The 17,962-nt window shown below is 58.3% G+C and carries 25 protein-coding genes; 4 read left to right on the top strand and 21 right to left on the bottom strand.

The features are described 5' to 3' along the window. The first annotated feature begins 129 nt into the window (after positions 1 to 129). Positions 130 to 339 (top strand): hypothetical protein, encoded by a 210-nt coding sequence (locus tag ACI512_RS04755; protein WP_405121669.1) that lies wholly within the window; start codon positions 130 to 132, stop codon positions 337 to 339. Here the strand turns inward: ACI512_RS04755 and ACI512_RS04750 are convergent. The 21 genes from ACI512_RS04750 to ACI512_RS04650 all read right to left on the bottom strand — a co-directional run bounded on the left by ACI512_RS04750 (position 336) and on the right by ACI512_RS04650 (position 16,069). Beyond that, positions 336 to 533 (bottom strand): hypothetical protein, encoded by a 198-nt coding sequence (locus tag ACI512_RS04750; RefSeq protein WP_405121668.1) that lies wholly within the window; start codon positions 531 to 533, stop codon positions 336 to 338. The genes ACI512_RS04755 and ACI512_RS04750 overlap by 4 nt on opposite strands. A 65-nt stretch (positions 534 to 598) precedes the next feature. Next, complete coding sequence (locus ACI512_RS04745) at positions 599 to 946, bottom strand: hypothetical protein (protein WP_405121667.1); 348 nt, start codon at positions 944 to 946, stop codon at positions 599 to 601. Then, positions 943 to 1,698, bottom strand: coding sequence for a hypothetical protein (locus ACI512_RS04740; RefSeq protein ID WP_405121666.1), 756 nt, complete (start codon positions 1,696 to 1,698; stop codon positions 943 to 945). Before ACI512_RS04740 ends, ACI512_RS04745 begins: the two co-directional genes overlap by 4 nt. A gap of 10 nt (positions 1,699 to 1,708) precedes the next feature. Next, a complete protein-coding gene (locus ACI512_RS04735; protein ID WP_405121665.1) occupies positions 1,709 to 2,161 on the bottom strand; it encodes a hypothetical protein in 453 nt (150 codons plus the stop codon). Between the two features lie 5 nt (positions 2,162 to 2,166). Continuing rightward, on the bottom strand, positions 2,167 to 2,454 hold the full coding sequence (locus ACI512_RS04730; RefSeq protein WP_405121664.1) for a hypothetical protein: 288 nt from the start codon (positions 2,452 to 2,454) through the stop codon (positions 2,167 to 2,169). Continuing rightward, on the bottom strand, positions 2,447 to 2,656 hold the full coding sequence (locus tag ACI512_RS04725) for a hypothetical protein (protein WP_231808685.1): 210 nt from the start codon (positions 2,654 to 2,656) through the stop codon (positions 2,447 to 2,449). The genes ACI512_RS04730 and ACI512_RS04725 overlap by 8 nt, the downstream gene beginning before the upstream one ends. Continuing rightward, entirely contained in the window at positions 2,646 to 2,894 is a 249-nt protein-coding gene (locus ACI512_RS04720; RefSeq protein WP_405121663.1) for a hypothetical protein, read from the bottom strand. Before ACI512_RS04720 ends, ACI512_RS04725 begins: the two co-directional genes overlap by 11 nt. Positions 2,895 to 2,929: 35 nt before the next feature. Further along, entirely contained in the window at positions 2,930 to 3,877 is a 948-nt protein-coding gene (locus ACI512_RS04715) for a Mu-like prophage major head subunit gpT family protein (protein WP_405121662.1), read from the bottom strand. A 64-nt stretch (positions 3,878 to 3,941) separates the two neighbouring features. Beyond that, positions 3,942 to 4,358, bottom strand: a complete 417-nt coding sequence (locus ACI512_RS04710; RefSeq protein ID WP_405121661.1) for a hypothetical protein — start codon at positions 4,356 to 4,358, stop codon at positions 3,942 to 3,944. A 42-nt stretch (positions 4,359 to 4,400) separates the two neighbouring features. Then, positions 4,401 to 5,765, bottom strand: a complete 1,365-nt coding sequence (locus tag ACI512_RS04705; protein ID WP_405121660.1) for a S49 family peptidase — start codon at positions 5,763 to 5,765, stop codon at positions 4,401 to 4,403. 2 nt (positions 5,766 to 5,767) lie between these two features. Then, positions 5,768 to 7,378, bottom strand: coding sequence for a phage portal protein (locus tag ACI512_RS04700; RefSeq protein ID WP_405121659.1), 1,611 nt, complete (start codon positions 7,376 to 7,378; stop codon positions 5,768 to 5,770). Continuing rightward, the gene (locus ACI512_RS04695) at positions 7,375 to 7,596 is read right to left on the bottom strand and encodes a DUF6148 family protein (protein ID WP_065899722.1); all 222 of its coding nucleotides are present in this window, start codon (positions 7,594 to 7,596) and stop codon (positions 7,375 to 7,377) included. The genes ACI512_RS04700 and ACI512_RS04695 overlap by 4 nt, the downstream gene beginning before the upstream one ends. 3 nt (positions 7,597 to 7,599) lie before the next feature. Then, positions 7,600 to 9,672 (bottom strand): phage terminase large subunit family protein, encoded by a 2,073-nt coding sequence (locus ACI512_RS04690; protein WP_405121658.1) that lies wholly within the window; start codon positions 9,670 to 9,672, stop codon positions 7,600 to 7,602. Next, positions 9,635 to 10,129, bottom strand: a complete 495-nt coding sequence (locus ACI512_RS04685; protein WP_405121657.1) for a hypothetical protein — start codon at positions 10,127 to 10,129, stop codon at positions 9,635 to 9,637. The genes ACI512_RS04690 and ACI512_RS04685 overlap by 38 nt, the downstream gene beginning before the upstream one ends. Positions 10,130 to 10,337: 208 nt before the next feature. Further along, a complete protein-coding gene (locus ACI512_RS04680) occupies positions 10,338 to 11,069 on the bottom strand; it encodes a hypothetical protein (RefSeq protein WP_405121656.1) in 732 nt (243 codons plus the stop codon). A gap of 19 nt (positions 11,070 to 11,088) precedes the next feature. Then, positions 11,089 to 11,433, bottom strand: coding sequence for a phage holin family protein (locus tag ACI512_RS04675; RefSeq protein WP_053130823.1), 345 nt, complete (start codon positions 11,431 to 11,433; stop codon positions 11,089 to 11,091). 58 nt (positions 11,434 to 11,491) lie between these two features. Next, a complete protein-coding gene (locus tag ACI512_RS04670; RefSeq protein WP_405121654.1) occupies positions 11,492 to 11,791 on the bottom strand; it encodes a hypothetical protein in 300 nt (99 codons plus the stop codon). Positions 11,792 to 12,309: 518 nt separating this feature from the next. Next, positions 12,310 to 12,669 (bottom strand): hypothetical protein, encoded by a 360-nt coding sequence (locus ACI512_RS04665; RefSeq protein ID WP_405121653.1) that lies wholly within the window; start codon positions 12,667 to 12,669, stop codon positions 12,310 to 12,312. After that, positions 12,666 to 14,888, bottom strand: a complete 2,223-nt coding sequence (locus ACI512_RS04660; RefSeq protein ID WP_405121652.1) for a VapE domain-containing protein — start codon at positions 14,886 to 14,888, stop codon at positions 12,666 to 12,668. Before ACI512_RS04660 ends, ACI512_RS04665 begins: the two co-directional genes overlap by 4 nt. A gap of 207 nt (positions 14,889 to 15,095) precedes the next feature. Then, entirely contained in the window at positions 15,096 to 15,605 is a 510-nt protein-coding gene (locus ACI512_RS04655; protein WP_074844100.1) for a phage regulatory CII family protein, read from the bottom strand. Positions 15,606 to 15,880: 275 nt separating this feature from the next. Next, positions 15,881 to 16,069: a Cro/CI family transcriptional regulator gene (locus ACI512_RS04650; RefSeq protein ID WP_405121651.1), complete on the bottom strand. Its 189-nt coding sequence runs from the start codon at positions 16,067 to 16,069 to the stop codon at positions 15,881 to 15,883. Positions 16,070 to 16,167: 98 nt separating this feature from the next. Between ACI512_RS04650 and ACI512_RS04645 the strand changes: the two genes are divergently transcribed. The 3 genes from ACI512_RS04645 to ACI512_RS04635 all read left to right on the top strand — a co-directional run bounded on the left by ACI512_RS04645 (position 16,168) and on the right by ACI512_RS04635 (position 17,948). Continuing rightward, the gene (locus ACI512_RS04645; protein WP_065927349.1) at positions 16,168 to 16,824 is read left to right on the top strand and encodes a LexA family transcriptional regulator; all 657 of its coding nucleotides are present in this window, start codon (positions 16,168 to 16,170) and stop codon (positions 16,822 to 16,824) included. A 266-nt stretch (positions 16,825 to 17,090) separates the two neighbouring features. Continuing rightward, a complete protein-coding gene (locus ACI512_RS04640) occupies positions 17,091 to 17,648 on the top strand; it encodes a hypothetical protein (protein WP_405121650.1) in 558 nt (185 codons plus the stop codon). A 9-nt stretch (positions 17,649 to 17,657) separates the two neighbouring features. Next, positions 17,658 to 17,948, top strand: coding sequence for a phage antirepressor KilAC domain-containing protein (locus tag ACI512_RS04635; RefSeq protein ID WP_053130847.1), 291 nt, complete (start codon positions 17,658 to 17,660; stop codon positions 17,946 to 17,948). Positions 17,949 to 17,962: the final 14 nt, after the last annotated feature.

Here is a 17,962-nt window from a genome sequence, read left to right as displayed (position 1 = left end):
AGAGTCAAAATTCAGCAACATCGTAAAATAATTCTTTTTAAACTTTTAACAACTTGACATGCCTAACACACATGCAAGATGGAAAAGCTACACATTTAAACGATATAGAGAGTTATCTCAGGAAGCACTATGCCGGCATTTAAAGAAAAACTTAAACACATGCACAACCAAGACGTAAGAGCGCTTTTTGAATTCGCAGGCGACCTATTCTCTGGAAGAATAGCCGCAGTTTCAGAAGACTACGTTCTAGTTGAGATTGAGCGTAACGGGAAGACTGTCCTATTACACAAACATATTAGTGCCGTTAGCTTTATCACCGGTACTGAACTCGTAGGCTAACAATTATTACTCTTAAAAAAGTTGTCTAGGGCGCTCCGGAGATGTTCAGGTAATTCATCACGCATATCTGCAGCAATACCTGTAAGGGCTTCTGCAAAATAAGGCGCATCTGTGAGATCTCGATCCGGTTTGTAGCCCATATAGCCAGCGACTAGAACATGAACCGGCGGATAGCTACGCCAGTAATCAGTCATATGCCCAACCATGACCATGTCCCAATCACGCCGAAGCGTGACCGGGCTTTGCCCGGTACTGGCGATCAGGTGAGCGTAGAGTTGACCCCAGTCGAAGGGGCCAATCCTTCCCCCGGCGCGGACTCTGTGACCTCCAAGCCCGAGGCGCTCATAACAGCATCCAACGCGTCACGCATGTTGCGAAGGTCCAGCAGCGCAGCCACCTCTGCACGCTCAATGTCCGGGTAGTTCCGACGCAATGCTGCATGGGTGGCATCGATCACCGTGGCGATACTGTCCCGGTCCATATTGCCGGCCATTACCGCGTTGATCCGCTCCAGCAGTTGCTCCAGATCCCCCAGCGCCAGGGGTGGGATGACGAGCGTTTTCCCTGGAAACGGAAACGAAACTCCAGGCACATTTACGACGTTCATTCGTTGGCACTCCAATAGCAAACCTCCCCAAACTCATCCGCGTAGCCGGTGAATTCAAAGTCCGGGATGGCGTAGTCGTCCTGTTTGGTGGCGATGCCTAGCTTGTTGCTGACGAAATTAGGTACGCGCACATACACGGTCTTGCCCTTGTATTTCAGGACCAACTCGCCCTGGAACACAGGCATGTCGCCCATGGGCAGGTTTTTCACCGACAGGCTTTTGCCCGTCGTAACGGTGTAGCGGTAATCAATGAACACGGAATTGGCCACGTCTGCAGCGGCAAATGCATATTCCCCCGTGGCGGCATCAAAGGTGTACTGCCCAACAGTCGGCGCGCTCAATACCCGTACGTAAGGGATCGCACCAGCGCCCCGTACCCCAAGATCACCGGAGAGCGTCCCGCCCGCTGGGGGCGCCACGGTTATCGTGGCACCTGCGGGGATCACCGTGGGCACTGTCGCGTGATGGACTAGCATCTGGCCGGTGGTCAGGGTCTGCCCGAACACCAGTTGATTCCACTGCAGCAGACTGATCTGGGCGGACTTGGCCTTGCCCGTCAGCTTGCCCTGGCCCCGTGCCGCATCGATCGCAAACTGCTCGCTGCCGAACAATTCCTTGGAATCAAACGACAGATCCACCGAGGCTTCTTGCATGATGCCCAGCAGGATGGGGGTCGGCGCGGAAATGGCATTGCCATAGGCGTCCATCAGCGGAGTGGCGTAAAACAACCCGCTGCCGAATGCGATTTGCATAATGTGTTCCTCAGTAAAAAGTAGGTCCGGCCGTCAGGTCGCCGGTGTTGCACAGGTAGGTGAAGCGGTAGCGCACCATGCAGTTGCCGGCGGTGTTGTCGCCTTCGTCCTCAATCCAGTCGATATAGAAGCGTTGCACCCGATCCGCCTCTTCAAAGGCGTCCTCTGCCATCAGCACCGCATGCACGGCCACCTTGACCAAGTCAGCCACCTGATCCCAGGCTGCACCTGTGACCGTGTCCTCCCGGGCGATGATTTCCACCGTCAGCTCGAACTGGTTGCGATCCACAGCAGCGCTTTCGCGCTCACAGGTTTCAAGGTCAGGGCGCAGCACGATCGCCGGCGTCATATCCCGTCTGATTGCCTCAGTACGACTGCGATACACCCGGTCTGCCGCCAAGGAACCGGCGGCCAGAATCAGCGCCTGCGCCTTTGCGACGATGCGTTCTTGAATCGAAGGCATGAGGGTTAAACCTTGGTGAGGGAGGCCAGGCTAAAGGCGCCGTCATCAATCATCCGGCGGTCACGGACGCGAAAATTCACACCGGCGACAGTGATCAGTTTGGGGTTGTCGATGCCCAGGCGCTCGGCCTCGGCGGTGATGATCAGGATCTCGTAGCCGGTGGACTGGCTGTTGGTGCCACCCATGCCGTGGATCTCGTCCGGCATATCCCGCGTGGCCAGAAACGGCTGACCATCAACCATCCCGCCGACGTCGAAGTCCTCAAGGAAGCCCCTGAGATCTTCGTCAAGCATCGGGGCTCACCTTGACGGGCTTGCGTCCGCCCTCACCTGCAGCGGAAGGTGCCGGTGCTGGCTCGACCACCAACACTTCCAACTGGTGGCGAAAGCGCTGGGCCACGTCATCAGGCAACTCGATCACGCCCCCCGCCCCGGTCAGTTTGTCATCTGGCCCGCGAAAGGAGCCGGATAGCACCGTGTAGGATTTATTCGGCATTACGCTCTCCTGCGACCTTGTCCAGTTTCGTCAACCGCTGCCCCAACGCCTTGTCCGGCTCGCCGGGGATCACAATCACTTCCCCGGCTTTGAACTGAACAGGCGACGCAATGGTGTAGCGGCCCTTCTTGTTTGCGACCGGCTCCAGGTTGTGCGCACGCGCATTGGCCTGGGCCGCATTAAGGATCAGTTCCCCCCCATAAAGGGTAATCGTCTGTTCCACGCGGTATTTCGGCATATCAATGCCCTCAGTGAGGTGTCAGGCCGAAAGGCTTACGCCACCAGTTGGTTAAGAACGGCGTACTGCCAGCGGCCAAAACCCACATTGCGCCAGGTGTCGACACCGTATTGATGGGCATCGTTGTCGAATTCGAACTCCGAGCCTTCGGCCTTGGCCTTCATGGCCACGTCGGTCTCTTGCTGACGGATGAACGCTTTCAAACGACCGTCCGTGCGGAAGGTCACGAATTTGTCCACCCAGGCGTTGAGGCGCACGTTGCCCACCACGCGAACCACCACGTTGTCCGGCATGACGATCTCGCTGATGTTGGTACCGCGCGGCACGCTGAGCGCTGTCTGCGCAACGCTCAGCAGGTTGAACGGCACCATCACCAGAAACTCGCGTGCCAGTTCGTTGATGGGTTCGCCCTGGTCATCCTTGAAGCTGGTCAACTGGGTGACCGATCGGGCAACCGCCTGCTGGAACTCCTCAACGCTCGGCCGACTGGACGTCCCGTGAAGTGTCGCTGGGAGTTCGGAGATGTCGGTGGTGATCTTGTTGGACTGCACGCCGCTCTGGCCTTCTTCGTGGTCGGTATCGAAGAAGTACTGGCCGTCATAACACGTCTGGCTTTCGCCGTTGAGCAGCAGCACCGACAGCAGTCGTGCCCAGTGCGCGTTAGTGCGGTCGGCCAGCTCGCCCAGGCGGATGCGCAACTGTCCAGTTTTGTCGCGGCGCAGCTCGGTGACCAGCACTTCGAGGGTGGCCTCAAAATGCAGGTTTTCGATTTCGAGATCAGCGCTGATAAAGCCCTTGGCGTGGCGACCACCAATCCACTCACGCAAGGTCGGCACCATGCCGATCCACGGATAGGTTTCTTTGGCCTGGTCGGAGTCGAACAGGTTGGACACAGCGTCGATCCAGTTCGACCCCACATTCTGCTCGAGCAGTTCGTAAAACATGCCGATGATGGCACGGCTGGAAAGTACTTCAGCACCCATGGGTGATTCTCCTGAAAAAGGATACGGTCAGAGAAAAGTTTGAAAAAACGGGTTGAGTGATGCGTCAGGCCGCTACCGGCATGGCCTGGGCGGTGAACTTGACGATGCCGACGCCGGTGCGCACGAATCGGTGAACATGCCCGATCAGGCTGTTGCCAGCGGCGGTTAGCAGAAACGTGCCGCTATCGCTGGCATACACCGGCTTACCGATGTCGGTGATCGCCAGCGCAGTGACGGGCAGTTCAACTTTGCCCACTTCGCGAAGACGCACGCGCGCTGCTGCAGCGGCACCGATTCGATTGTCGACGCCGCGATCGGCGAAGCCCACGAACAGATCGCCTGCCGTCAGGGGACGTGCGAGTCCGTTAGCCGCAACAATTCCAACCGCCGAGCCTTCGAAAATCTGCACGCCGGCCGCAACCGATAGATCGTTAATTTCCCCGATCTCGTAAGCGCGGGGGGTGTCGAGTGTAAGAGGCATAGGATTCTCCAGAGCCATGGGTGGGAAGGGGTTACCCGGTACTTACTTTTTCAGGACCTTGACCAGACCACGCTCGGTGGCCTTGCGGTAGCCGTGATAGGCCTCGAAGGTGCCAAACTCGGCCCGCAGCTCCTTGTCGCTGTCCCAGGTCGCCTTGGCGCGGTCCTCCAGCGGCGCCTCTGGATCCTCCTTCACAGCCTCAGGGGCTGCCGGTGGCGTCAACACGTTGGGCACCGGCGCAGGCGCCTGGGTGCGAATGTCGGCCAGAGCACCGGCACGTTTGGTTTTTTCGGCGCCGATAACCTGCGCCGCCGCTTCGGCACCGCTGGTTTTGCCGTCGAACTTGAGCGTGGCGATCAACTCTTCATGCCCGGGCAGCGCGGCCGCTTCCACCGCCTGGATGCGTTCGCACTCAGCGCGGGCACCGGCGGCGGCACCTGCGGCGTGTGCGTCATGTTCCAGGCTGGCGAGCAGCTCGGCATGATTCGCGGCAAGGTATTCGCGGTTGATCATGGGTTTTTCTGCAGTTGGAGCGGGTGCGTTACTGTTGGTGGTAGTAGACATAGGTCTTTCTCCAGAAGAACTGCTGTTGAACTCAGCGATGAGTTGTTCAAGGGTGGATTCACGGTCGGCCATGCCCAATGCCACGGCATCGGAGCCAATGCGCATATCGCCCTGGCCGAAGTCGGCCAAAACGGTTTCAACACTGAGGCCACGGTAATTGGCGACGTCTTCGACAAAGATGTCAGTCAGCCGGTCGACATGGGCCTGGGCCACAGCACGTCCTGATTCAGTGCTGAAGTCAGGGCGCTTTTTCGGGCTCTGACTGCTGACGATCTCAAAACTGCCGTCGTCGTCGCTTTTGCGCACCGTCAGCACCGTGCCGATGGAGCCCACCGCGCCGGTGCGGCTCATGACGATTTCATGGGCTGCTGCAGCTATCCAGTAGCCAGCGCTGGCCGCGTTACCGGACACGTAGGCCACCACCCGCTTGGGCGAGGCCCGAATCATCTGGCCGAATTCAGCGATGCCGCTCGCAATGCCACCGGGTGTATCCATCACCAGAATGATGGTGTCGGTGCGCGGATCGTCGACGGCGGTGGTGAACTCCTTGGCCAGCACATCCAGCGATGTCGCACCGGACAGCGCCGTAAACAAGTTGGCGTAGCGGAACACCGGGCCGGTGACGGGCAGCAATGCCACATTGCCGCGTTGAGTTACCGCGCGGCTATTCTGCAAGGGCTTGCCCTGCCTGGCCTCCAGGGCTTCCGGACCTTCATGCTCCCGGCGGGCGATGGCGGTGATGGTCTGCAGCATGTCCGGGGTGATGGCCCAAGGCTCGCGTGATACCAGGTCGAACGCCGTCACCCGATGCACGGGAGGTGCATCGGTTGGGTTGTCGCTCATAGTTAGGTCCGTTCAGGAAGATCAGGATTGGCCGCAGGCTCATCCTCGGGGCGAGCCGTTGGTGAGACGGATAAGCCGTCATCGCGCCTGCGCTTCACTTCAAGCGCACGCTGTTCGTGGTTCTCTTCCCAGTCGCTGCCGTCGTAAAGCATGGATTCCTTGGCGAGCGTGCTGACACCAATATCGACGCGCTTTTCGGCGGCATTGATGTCTTTGAGCGGATCAACGGTGCCAGGACCATCACCAACCCATAGCGAGCCGCTGTACGCATAGCGCAGCAACGGGTGGTCGAAAAAACCGGGAGCCTCGATGTCTCCCTGTGCCACGGCCTCTTCAAGCCAATGCTCGTACACGGGCTGGCAGAAATGCTGGCCCAGAAAGTCACGGCAACCGCGAACGAACTGCCAAGCCTCCATCACCGCGGCGCGCGCGGCGGTGTAACTGGCGGTGAAGTGCTTGATCAGCACCTCATAGGGCAGTTCCAGGGCCATGCCGATCTGCCGGAGCATGGCGAGCACGAATGGATCGAACGCCATGTTCGGGCGACCGGGTGATGCGGTATCGATCGACGCACCGTCGTCCAGCTCGGCGACAATGCCGCCACTGAGTGAGCCGTCCCAACCGCCTTGTTCACGGCCAGCAGGACGATCAGTGCCAACCGGCGTGTTTCCGGTCGCCGCTGAGGCCAAAGGACTGAGGTTGCCGCTCTGCCCCGGTTTAATAAACACGGCGAAGAACGCAGACACTACCGCCGCTTCCAGTTCAGCATCGGTGTAACGGTCCAATTGCTTGAGCTTTTCGATCACCGGCGCCAGGTACGGCACACCGCGTGGCTGGCCCACCCGACGACGCCGGTACACATGCAGCAGCACCCGACCGCCGCGCTCGTTGAAGAACGGACGGTCATCCCAGACGCGCTCTTTGACGCCCAGCGCCCCCGGGTGGCTGCGCAGAATGTGAGCCTTGATCGGCGCACCATCAGCGTCACGTTCAATGCCGGCGGTGAGGGCTTCCGTGTCGGCTTTGTTGCTCGGGTTACACACCCGGTCGGCCTCAATCAGCTGGATACACGCCGAGTAGTGCTGGCCGGGTTGTTCTTTGTGGGTCAGCAACGTAAACACATCACCGCTGCTCAGCACCGACCGCCAGGTCAAGTCCTGCAGGCCATAGAAATTCTGCTCGCGAGTGATGTCGCAGCTGGTGGTTTCTGCCCAGGACTTGAACAGCGATTCGGTTTTGCGCTGCCACTCCCTGGCCTGGTCTTCGTCCCAGCCCAAAATCGAGCGATTGACCACCGATTTGAGCGCCAGGCCCGTGCCGACCGTTTTAGTCGTCACCGTATTGATCGCACCGCCGCCGATGGGGTTGTTGCGTTCAAGGTCTCGGCAGCGTTCGCGAAGCGTGGGCAAGTCGGGCAGCAGATCAGCCGCCGCACTGCCGGCTGTCGGTGTCCAAGCACTCAGCGAACGCTTGGCCTTCGACGCGCCGCTGTACCCCCCCAAGGCGGTTATGGTCAACCGGGCGTTCATGCGCTTGGCGCCGCGCTCGGGGCTGAGCCAGGTGATGGCCTTATCCAACAGCGTCGGCTCTGGTAATTTCGGCGAGCGGCTCATCGCGGCGTAATCCCACGTAGGACGATACCCCGAGGACGGCCACTTTCCAGGCGATCAACTTGCTGTTGCCAGTAGTCGATCGTCTTGGTTATTTCGGCAAGGTCGGCGTATTCCAACTGCCGGGTGCCGATGCGGTAGCTCTGCTTTTGGCTGACCTTCATGCTCGCATCGAGCCAAGCTTGCAGCTGGCCCTGCGCTTGTTCCAGGGTGATAGCCATGAATTAATTCCTGCGTTGGGAGAGCACGCGCATCGCACTACGGCGCTCAGAAACAATTCTCCCGCCAGAGGGCGGGAGATTGGGTGGTTCGACGGGTGGTGTCGGTTCCGGGCTAGCCCCGTCCATTTCCGGAGCGGGTTCTGCCTCGGATTGATCCTGCTCGGGTGGATCAAACAACGCACCCTGACGGATCTGTGCATCGAGCCCCGCCCAATCTTGCTCCCGCATCAAATGCGTTTTCAGGGAACGGGCTGCGTGCAACGCGTACGTTTCACAGTCGGTACCTTCGTTCGGTTGGCCGGCCTTTTTCTGCCAGACCTTGCGGTAGTGGTGTCGCCGGCTGGGCGCCTTCACTTCAGCGGTGATTTGCCGGAAATAATCCGGACGCACCGTTTTGTAAAAGTGCATCCGACCAGGGCCGTCACCGGTCAATGGCAGACGGCCCTCAATCCACAGATCTTTGGCCCGCGAGGTACCGACAATGTAAGGGCGAAGGCCGTACTTAGAGGCCTTTTGCTCTTTGTCCGTATCGACACCCTGCCGAGGGGCGCTGAAGATCTCCCGGCGCTCATCGTCGCGTGTATTGCCACGCTCACTCGCACCCTTGATCGCCATCACGCCGTTGCGCTGATGCTTACGGCAAAATGCATACGCTGCGTCTTGAGTGATGGTGCCGTCCGAGGTATCCAGCGAAGTAGCCAGCACCCTCAGCTTGGCGCCGCAGGCGTGTGGAATCGGCGCAAACAGCAGCTTTTCCAGATCAAGCCAGACGCCCTGGTCAGGCAGCACCACCTCGCCGTAGATCTCGCCCCAGTAGATCAGCCAGGATTCCTCGCCTCGGCCCCAGGCCCGCATCACCACCGCCAGGCGATCGTGCTGCACGTCGACGCCGGCGGTAACCACCAGGCCCCCCATGGGCACAAACATCTCCGGGTAGTCCTCTGCCCGCTCAGCCAATTTATCGGCCTCAGGCAGATCGGATTTGTACTCGTAAGCACGGCCCTGTTTCTGGTTGACGAACTTGATCAGCAACGACAGATTGCCAATCGACGCCTGATGCTCGGCGTTGAGTTTCTCCCGTACGATGTCTGCCAGGCTGGTACCGGGCAGGCACGCGTACAGTTCGTTTAGCTCAATGAATCCGGCACGACCGGCAAAGGGTTTGGTTGGCACCCAGCCGCAGTATGGGTCGCCGGCATCGATCGCATTGAACACCGTGTTGCGGATGTTCTCTTTGCGCTGGTAGTCGTCCCAAATTTCGCCACAGTGCGGGCACCCGTAGCCGGCGGTCTCAGGATCGGCGCGACCGTAGATCTCGTGGGGCTGGGCGTCATCTTCAATGTCGAGCCACTTGATATGGGCGAAATCCAACACATGCGACTGGCCGCAGCTGTGGCAGATGATCGGCAAAACCCGGCAATCGGTCTGGGCCAGACGCGCTTCGGTCTTGCTCGCGCCCTTGATCGCCGGAGTACCGCCCACCAACATCTTCGAGCCGGGGTAGCGCTTGCCGCGCTCCTCCAAAAGAGCGATCGCATCACCCTGCCCCTTCACGTCGTCGCTGGTGTCGTCCGGTTCTTCCACCACCGACAAGCCCACCGAGGACGTGGACTTAACGTTGCCGGGAGAGTTCGACGCCACCAGTTTGAGGAACCCGCCCGGGAATGTCTTATGGTCCCAACGGTTGCCCGAGGTGCGGCTGACGTCGACCGGCATCAACTTGGCCACCTCAGTGTTCGCCGTAACACCGAACTTGAGTTTTTCATCGTGGAAGTTTTTGCCGTCTTTTTCCTTGGCGAACAGGATCATGATCGGGCGCGGCAAATTATGGATGAACTTGAACAGGTAGCCGATCAAGAACCACGTCCAGCCGATCTGCGCCGCTTTCATCAGATCCACCTCGCTCACCCGGGGATCATCCAGGGCGGCAGCAACGCCGAGGAAGTAAGGCGTGTATTGGAAATCGTACAGGCCGTGCAGCACGCCGCTCTCAGCGGGCAGGTAAAACTCGGTGCTCAGGTAGTGCGCGGTCGGGATGTCACGCGGCGGGTTGAATTTGCCCGCTGCTGCCGACAAGCTCCGCGCCAAGTTTTCGCGCGTAGCCTGCAATTCGCTCGGTCGTAGGTCCAGCAACTTTGGCCACCACTGTTCGATCTACCGTGAGTTTCTGCACGTTCTCGATTTCCTGAATGATGCGTTCAAGGCCGCCCAGGTATTCCCGGTTTGCGAAACTGGCCCAGTCAGACAGCGCACGCTCTGCCTCACCGGAGGGAATCAATGAGCGCAGTTTTTCGTAATACACCAACCGGCCGTTGGCTGACTTCTGCTGCAGGTCATCGATCCGCGCTCTGTTGAGTTCCTCAAGTTGGCTGCCGCCGCGCCCAGCGGCTTTCGCGCGCAAATCGCGGATGTAGGCTGTTCGGATCTCGTCCATGCTTGCCGTTTGCCAATCCAGAGTCAGCCCTTTGAGCACATCGCGCGCATTACGCTCGCTCATGTCCAGATGCTCGGCGATTTCATGTTGAGTTGGCATGGTCTGGTCCTGTCGCTGGGAGGGAAGCGGAACCCCCCATGTCGGGTTGAATCTGCAAAAAAGTCGGGGTTCGAATTACCCCGATGGCCCCGCTGCCTGGAAGGACCCATTGATTTTGGGCCGCAGGTCGACCTGTCAAGCCAAAACCCCGACAAATCATTGAAAAATCGCCACTTTTTGAGGAGAAATGCACGAAGCCGACAAGAGGTCAGCCTCGCTCCATCTCCCGTGCCAGGGCACGTCGGAACAGCGGCTCGAACTCGGCCTCCGCTACGCGATTGGCTACCCCGTAGAAGTCAAAGCGCCGCCGATACGTCGGGCGCTTGACGAAGATCAGGATGGGCCGTGCCCCGTTGCCGATCCGCTGCCAGATACCCAAAGGGCCGGTGCCGTTGCCAGGCCGACCCACGAAATAGTCTGGTGCGTTGCGGTTGCGGCGTCGGCTGCGCTTAGTGCGGTTGGCCATGAAGCCCGACACCCGCTCAGCTGCTCCGAGTGCAGACAGGATCTGCACGATCTGGCCGCGACTGATGTTGCCGTTGCCATCTATCCTGGCACGCCGACCAGGGACGGCGTACATGTCCGCTGGCATCAAGCCGTAGTGGATCAGCGCTTTCTCAAATCGCTTGTGTGGTCGGTTGCCACCGTCAATGTGGACCGGCAGGTACTTGGACGCGGGCACGCCTGAGCTGGCTTCGTCCTTGACCCAAACCCGGGCAAACAGGCGGCTGGTCGTGGCACTGCGCTTGAAGACCGAGTTAAGCGTCCACCGTGTGGGCCTATCGAAGACTCGCTCAAGCTCGGCCTTCTCAGCTGCCTGGACGCGTTCGGCGGTGAAGGTCAGCGCTTTGGCAGCGGCTATCGGCACCTTCGACTTGCTGAGCCCACGCATCTCCCTGACGATCTTGTCGATGTTGTCGCGCATCTCAAGTCGCATCATGGTCATTGCCCCTGGATGTTTAAGGTCCGGCCTCACCCTTGGCTTCTGCTTCCTGCAGGCCCAGGCGCTTGGCAGTCCAGCGCTCGTACAGCCCGATGGCAACGTCTGCCCCTGCCATTGCGGTGAGGCATCCCAGTGCGCCGGACGTCCAGATCGACATGCCCGCCGCGTACAGCAGCATGATTGCCGATACCCCGCACACCACGCAGGCGCCGGACCGAAGGGCCAGCCGCCGTATCAATGCCCAACCCCGGGCGCCCTCCTTGTCCGCTCGCCACATCTCGCCCGACACACCGCCCACCAGGGCCAGGACGATCACTAACCAGATCGGCATTTCTGCCAGCGCTTGCTGTTCGTTCGTCATTGGCCTACTCCGTAAACGAAAAAGCCCTGCGCTAGGCAGGGCTCAAAAACGTTGTTGTCTAGTGGATGGGGAGTTCACTGCTACGCGAACTCAACCTTCTACTTCTGTCGAGATAGTTATATCCCGCATTGGTGACGCGCTGGATACGTATATCCGGAGCTTCCCCTTCAACATTGATACAACCCAAATCTACAAGCAGCTCGATATGGCCATCCACGACTACACCGGACCAATGGACACACTCGGCGCTGGAGAATTTGCTGCGAATATCCTTCCCCGATAAATCAAGCTTCCAGTCATCGGAGTCCTTGATGCAGACGTCTAAGATTTTCACCAACAGATTCTGATCTCGTTCCATTTCTCAGCTCCAAAGGAAAAATTATCTGTACGAAGTAGTACGTCTGAGGAGAAATGAAAAAACCCGGCGCAGAGGCCGGGTTTTTTGGTGAGATCGCTGTGTGCGTACCTCTTTGAACATGACTGATTTATACCCCTCCAGTCCGGTGGCAGCAAGAGCTCAGCGCTGCCACCCTGCAATCAACGGCAATACACCAGCAATCAACGGACATATAACGTTACTGGCTCTAGCGCCGCAGGCATGGACCCTCTTGTCCCACTGATCTCAAGAGAGGCGCGACGTCTGAAACACCGATAAATCAAAGCGGCGCCCTTCCGTCCTACTATTTATTACTTTTTCCATGTAAAGGGAGATTTAATAAACGCTGCGCGTGTGCGCGCGCGTATGTGGGTGGGTGCGTCACATGCGAGAGATTGAAAAAAGGTGGGACGGTGGGCCATCATCAATTAAGACGCGGCGCGCAGATGGCCCACTAGCCAAAACACTAGCAGGCCGTATACGGACGCGCCGCGCCCTCATCAGGCTACGCGCTCCAACAGCATGCCTGCGATCTCAAGATGTGCCGAGTGCAAGCGCGCATAGAACTGCGTCCGACCACACCCGCAGTGCGCCCATTTCTGGCGTTCCACACTTTCACGGTTCAGGTAATGCTCCTGCACCACTTGGACCAGATGCCAGGACAGATGCTTGTTTACGATCACCTCAATGTCTGCACTCCACGGCAGAAGCATTTTTGAACCGCCGCGTGTGCCTCGAATCAATTCTCCCCGGCAATCGATCAACTGACCCAACATGCTGCTGGCAGATCCGTCAGGGCCGCCACCGCCGTGCATATCGAGCGCCCACAGCTTCAACATCTCATCCATTTCAGGGATCAAAATGCGGTCTCCTGTATAGGCGCCGCCGACCCTCGCTTCCACTCCGGCGGTTTCACATACTCATAGCTGCGCACACCACGCACACAGTTACCCTTGCGCCGCCGGGGCCAATTCATCCGATGCATAATCTTGCCGATTCGCATTTGCTCGGGTCTACCCCAGTGGCTTGGATCGATGTTGAGCGCATGCTCAAGCAAGTGCGCGCCTGTCACCGTATCGCCAATATGCTTGTTGGCCAGGTAGCCGACCACTAGGTCTTCCCACATATCTGCCTGATAACGTTGATCCTGCTCAGCCGCAAACACTTCAGCCTCATCACGCTCCACCCACCATATGTCACCTGCGCGAAAACAGACTAACGCTTCGGCCCAGAGTTGATCACGGTCGGCTCTCAGGCCCTCAAGATCAACTTTGGTACACATCACCGGCCAGTAACGGCGGTTACCTGTGTCGTCCTTCAGGTATTCATCCTGGTTGGTGGTGCCGATAAAAACGCTCTGCCGGGGCACATCCAGCATCCGCCGGCCATAGCTCTCGCGGTAGGTGTCGATAGGCGATGAGACGAATTGCTTGGCCTTGGTCGACTCGGCCTTGTTCAGAGAGTCCAGTTCGGCCATCTCCACAATCCATTTGCCCCGGATCGCCTGATAGGCGTCTTTGCTGCTCAGGTCAAATGACGTATCCATGAACCACTCGCCGCCCAACACACGTGCAGCGGTGGATTTCCCCTCACCCTGCAAACCTTCCAAAATCAACATTGAGTCAGCCTTGCAGCCAGGCCGGAAAACGCGGGCCACCGCAGAAATCATCCAGCGCTTACCCACCTTGCGGGTGTACGAACTATCCTTGACGCCCAGCCGGTCCTGCAACCAACGCTCAAGGCGCGGCAGGCCACCCCACTCAAGGCTTTCTAGATATTCGCGCACCGGGTGGTAAGCGTTGTCATTTGCCACCGCACTTACAGCCTCAACCACGTGGGCAGTTTTCACCCGCAACCCGTACACATCAGCAAGCCACAGAGCCACTCGAATATCGTCCAGATCACTCCAGTCGCCCTTGCACCCGCCATATGGAGGCGTACGTAACTTGCGGGTCTTTGAACTGAACGAATCCCAGGCAATGACCCCGGCCCAGCGTTTATCGTTACCCAGAATCAATGCCACGTTGAATGGATGTACGATCAATCCTCCCTTTTCAGAGTACTGCAGCTTCTCACGCCACCCCTCATCGGTAGAGGGTCGAACCACCGCCAACACCTGGCGGCGGACCGTATCCATGCCCTCGGCACAGTGCAAATCGTTAAAGTCCGTCCAGCCGTCTTCCCGGTCGTTGTCGAATACCGGCATAACCACCTGCCCACCGACCACAACCGACGCATTGCCAGCCTTGATTACCCCCGCGTTGTACGGGTGCCCATTCACTACAGTCTTCCAATCATCATCTGCGCAAAACACCAGCTGCCGGCCGGGATACTTTGTGCGCATGGCTTGTGCCACCGGCAGCAGGTTGCCGGCATCAAAGCAAATGCACACCGTCAGTGAGGTCGCCATGTGCAGGCTGGCGCCGGTCGCGTATCCCTCAGCGATCAAAATCACATCGCCCGGTTCGGGCTCTGGGCCGATCAGATGAAACGCGCCTTCCTTCGCCAAACCGTACGGCCAGTAGGTTTTGTTCCGCCCCGTAGAAGCCTGCTTTTCCGGGTATAACACCTGTAGCCCAACAATATCGCCTTTCACATTGCGCATCGGCACAAAAGCCGTACCACTCTTCGCCTTGTAACGCAGACCGATGCCGACTACCCGCTTGGAATCCAAGTAACGCGAACCACCCTTTTCAGATAAGTGCTTCCACATACCAGCAGCGCGCCGTGCGGCAGTGCGATGCTTTCGATCCTCGGCCAAGGCGGCCTTACGCTGGCCGTCCTCGGCCCTGGCGCGCATCACCGCTCGATCTTCAGGGCTCAGCCGCCCGCCCTTAGGCTTGATCTTCTGCCAACTGCCTTTTTCACCCTGACGCCAGTCGCCAAACGCGCCGCAATAGAGTGTTTTGGCGTCACCAGTCAGATGCTCATAGATCACATACCAACCCGTTTTCTCCGGGGCCTTATCACCATCGCACTCGCAACGCGTTCGCTTGCCAATCTCCAGTGGGGTTTCTGGTTTAAGCCCGTAGTCCTGCAATTGGGCCAACACATCATCGAGTAGTTCGTGATTGGTCATGCCCGTACCCCACGCCGGTCTGCCAGCTCCTGGCAGTCAGTACAGCGCGTACAGCCGCGATCAAGCATTGCCAACCGCCGAGCCTCTAGGATGACATCTCCGCAGTCCACGCACTCGAGCGTACATTGGCCTGGATTGGCAGTAGGTCGCACGGCCATGGCCACTGCGAGATTAAGAGCAATGACCTTATCAGCAACATCTGCGTTGTCAGACATAGGTCAGATCCTCCGCATGCATCTTGCGGAGCACCGCGCGCAACTTGAACACCGCCTGCACCATACGCTCGGCCAACAGCTCAAACTCAGCTAGTTCGTCATCGTCCAATTTGTCATCGGACAATGAGGTCGATACATGCGTGGCTAACTCCCCCTCACGAGAAAGCAGCTCGCCAATGCCTGCCATTAGCGACTGCGCCGTGTCGGTGTCGCTCAACTCGGAAACGTCGATTCCCACCCAACCAATGGGATGCAGTAGCGCATCTACGATGCGCGGATCGCGCGTGGCATCCAGCACCAATTCAAGATCGCCAATGTTAGGCGTGTGGCTGGTGTTGGTCAGGCTCAGCTTATGATTGAGGGTGGTGGCGTTGCCGCCGTCGATAGCGGCAATGGCAGTGGCTCCGCCCGGATAATCACGTGCGGCGTGGAGCAAAGCTTGCGGTAGAGTCAACAGCGAACGCCGTGCGCGCTCAATGGAATTGAACTGTTTACGGTTCATGGCAAAACTCCAAAAACTCTGCCAGTGACCGCCGCATGCCTGTTTGGTACAGTTGCGCCGTGGTCACTCACAGGTGGTCGCATGCAGCCGGTTGCTCTGTGGTAGAAAACCCGGCTGCACGCCAATGGCAAGGCGCACGCTCCGCATGTGCCCTGTCGTTACAGCCTGCAGACCGTGGTGGGTTAGCAGGCAACCCAAGGCATCCGTGCCCTAGGGGGGTGGTAGAACGGCGCGTGGTATTGGTTTGCTCCGCACCGCTCTGCCCTTTACTTCATTCAAGCGGCTTGCTGGGTTGACGCTTTAACTGTCGCCCGGAGCTTTCCATCTGTAAGCACTTGAACCTGGTATTGGCGTGACTGCGGCGGCTCAGTACCCCATTGCGATACTGCAGCGGGGGAGACTTTCAGAGCCGCAGCTACTTTAGATTTCCCTCCGAAGAAGGCGATTACGTCTGTCGTGAGCATGGTGCTCTCCTGTTTGCCTGCCCAATACAGTAAGTATACTTAACTTATTTGGCAAGCAAATGAAGGACTCCAAACAAAGTAAGCCTTAAGCTAGCTTAATGAATACTCCAGCAGAAAGAATCGCATACGCCATTTCCAAGTGCGGAAAGAAAGCCAGCGTCTTGGCCATAGAGTCCAACCTGAGTGCTGCCAGAATTAGCCAGTTAGCCCAGGGAGACGGGAGCCTCAAAGCTGAAAATCTTTTCCTATTCGCACGCGCTACCGGGTTCTCAGCACAGTGGCTCGCCGAAGGCATAGGGGACAAATATGACGCCGGTGCCCTCGAGGAGGGCCATGTGCTGATTCCCCAATTCACCGCCAAGGCGGGTGCAGGCCCGGGTCACACAAACCACCACATAGAAGACCTCGGCGGCCTAATGTTTAGGAGAGACTGGCTTACCCGAATGGGCTTGAAGGAAAAGAACCTCAAGGTCATCTACAGCACAGGAATGAGCATGTTCCCGACCATTGCTGATGATGATGTGCTGCTGATTGACGAAGGCCAGCGCGAGCCGTTGAACGGCAGAATCTATGCAATTCAGCGCCCAGACGGAGACATCAGCATCAAGCGCTTAGTCCACACGCTCACCAACGGTTGGATAATTCGAAGCGACAACGAGGACAAACGCGCTTATCCGGATGAGAGCGCTACCGATACAAGCATTGGTCATCTACTCATCATCGGACGGGCCGTATGGCACGCTGGAGCCCTCTAGCTGTAGATCTCTTAACAAAATATATTAAGTATCCTTGACTTAAAAAGTTAAGAGAACTTTAATTGCCTCACTCTCCCACCACAGAGCGAGGCAATTCCCATGCAAACCGCAACCTTGCACGTCCTACCAACGTGCCCAGAAAGCCGCGTTTTCGAGGTGCGCCGCCTAGCCATAATCCACGGCTGCGCCTTCGCCCCCACTAAACGCAAATCAACCACCAGCCCAACTCCTTCCCCCTTCAATCCAGACGATGGAGGGCGTGCAGCATGAGTAGACTCTCTCTCAATGCCAGCGCCTACATCCGTCTACAGGCCCAGGTAAACCTTAGCGGCACGTTCAATCACATCCTGCATTCGTGTGATGGCTGCCAATCCGTAGCGGCTCGGGTCGAGATCGATCAGTGCAATGCCGGCATCACGGTCTTGGTGCAGATCTGCGGGACGCTCAATTCCGTCACCCTTGATAAGCACCGCAAAAACAACGCCACGCGCGTTGCGAGCTTTATTGAAGGTATCGCCAATGGCCGCAGCCCTACCGGTGTGCCCGACGTAGATAAGCATGAAGCTGTCAGCGATATAGAGGCCACCCTACGTCTGGCTATCCGACGTGGGCGCGGCATCTACCACCTTATCGCCGATGAACTAGAGCCGTCACTTCAGATCCAGCGCAACCCACGCGGCGGTTATATCGCCACGCTCGAACTCGACGACGCCGGCTACTTGTTCACCCTGCCCGCCGACAACCAGCGTGCCCACGCAATCCTGGCTGAATACCTCAACCAATTCCTGCAGGGCTACCGCAATAGCCTCGCAGCCGCTGTATGAGGTGCCGCCATGAGCCTATCCCTCAAACGCGTAGCCGAACGCCTGGGCCTGGGGCACCGCGAGTTGATGAAACGCATGCGCGACAAAGGCCTGCTGGATCAACGCAACCTTCCAACCAACCCTGCCCTGACCAAAGACTTTTTGGTCACCCGTGAAAGTCGCTGGTTTCACGAGAAGCATGGCATGCAATACAAGCGCACTACGCGCGTGACCGATATTGGCATTTCCTGGCTGGCCAGGCAGATCGGTATTGAGCGCCCAGCCCCACCCGCAGTGCCTGATCCGCGAGAAGTCGCGTAATGAGACAGCCCGAA

Origin of the sequence: Pseudomonas petroselini (assembly GCF_045037875.1) — a bacterium.
GTDB classification, from domain to species: Bacteria; Pseudomonadota; Gammaproteobacteria; order Pseudomonadales; family Pseudomonadaceae; genus Aquipseudomonas; species Aquipseudomonas petroselini.
Note: the sequence above shows the minus strand (reverse complement) of the source record. Positions and strands in the feature narration are given on the sequence as shown.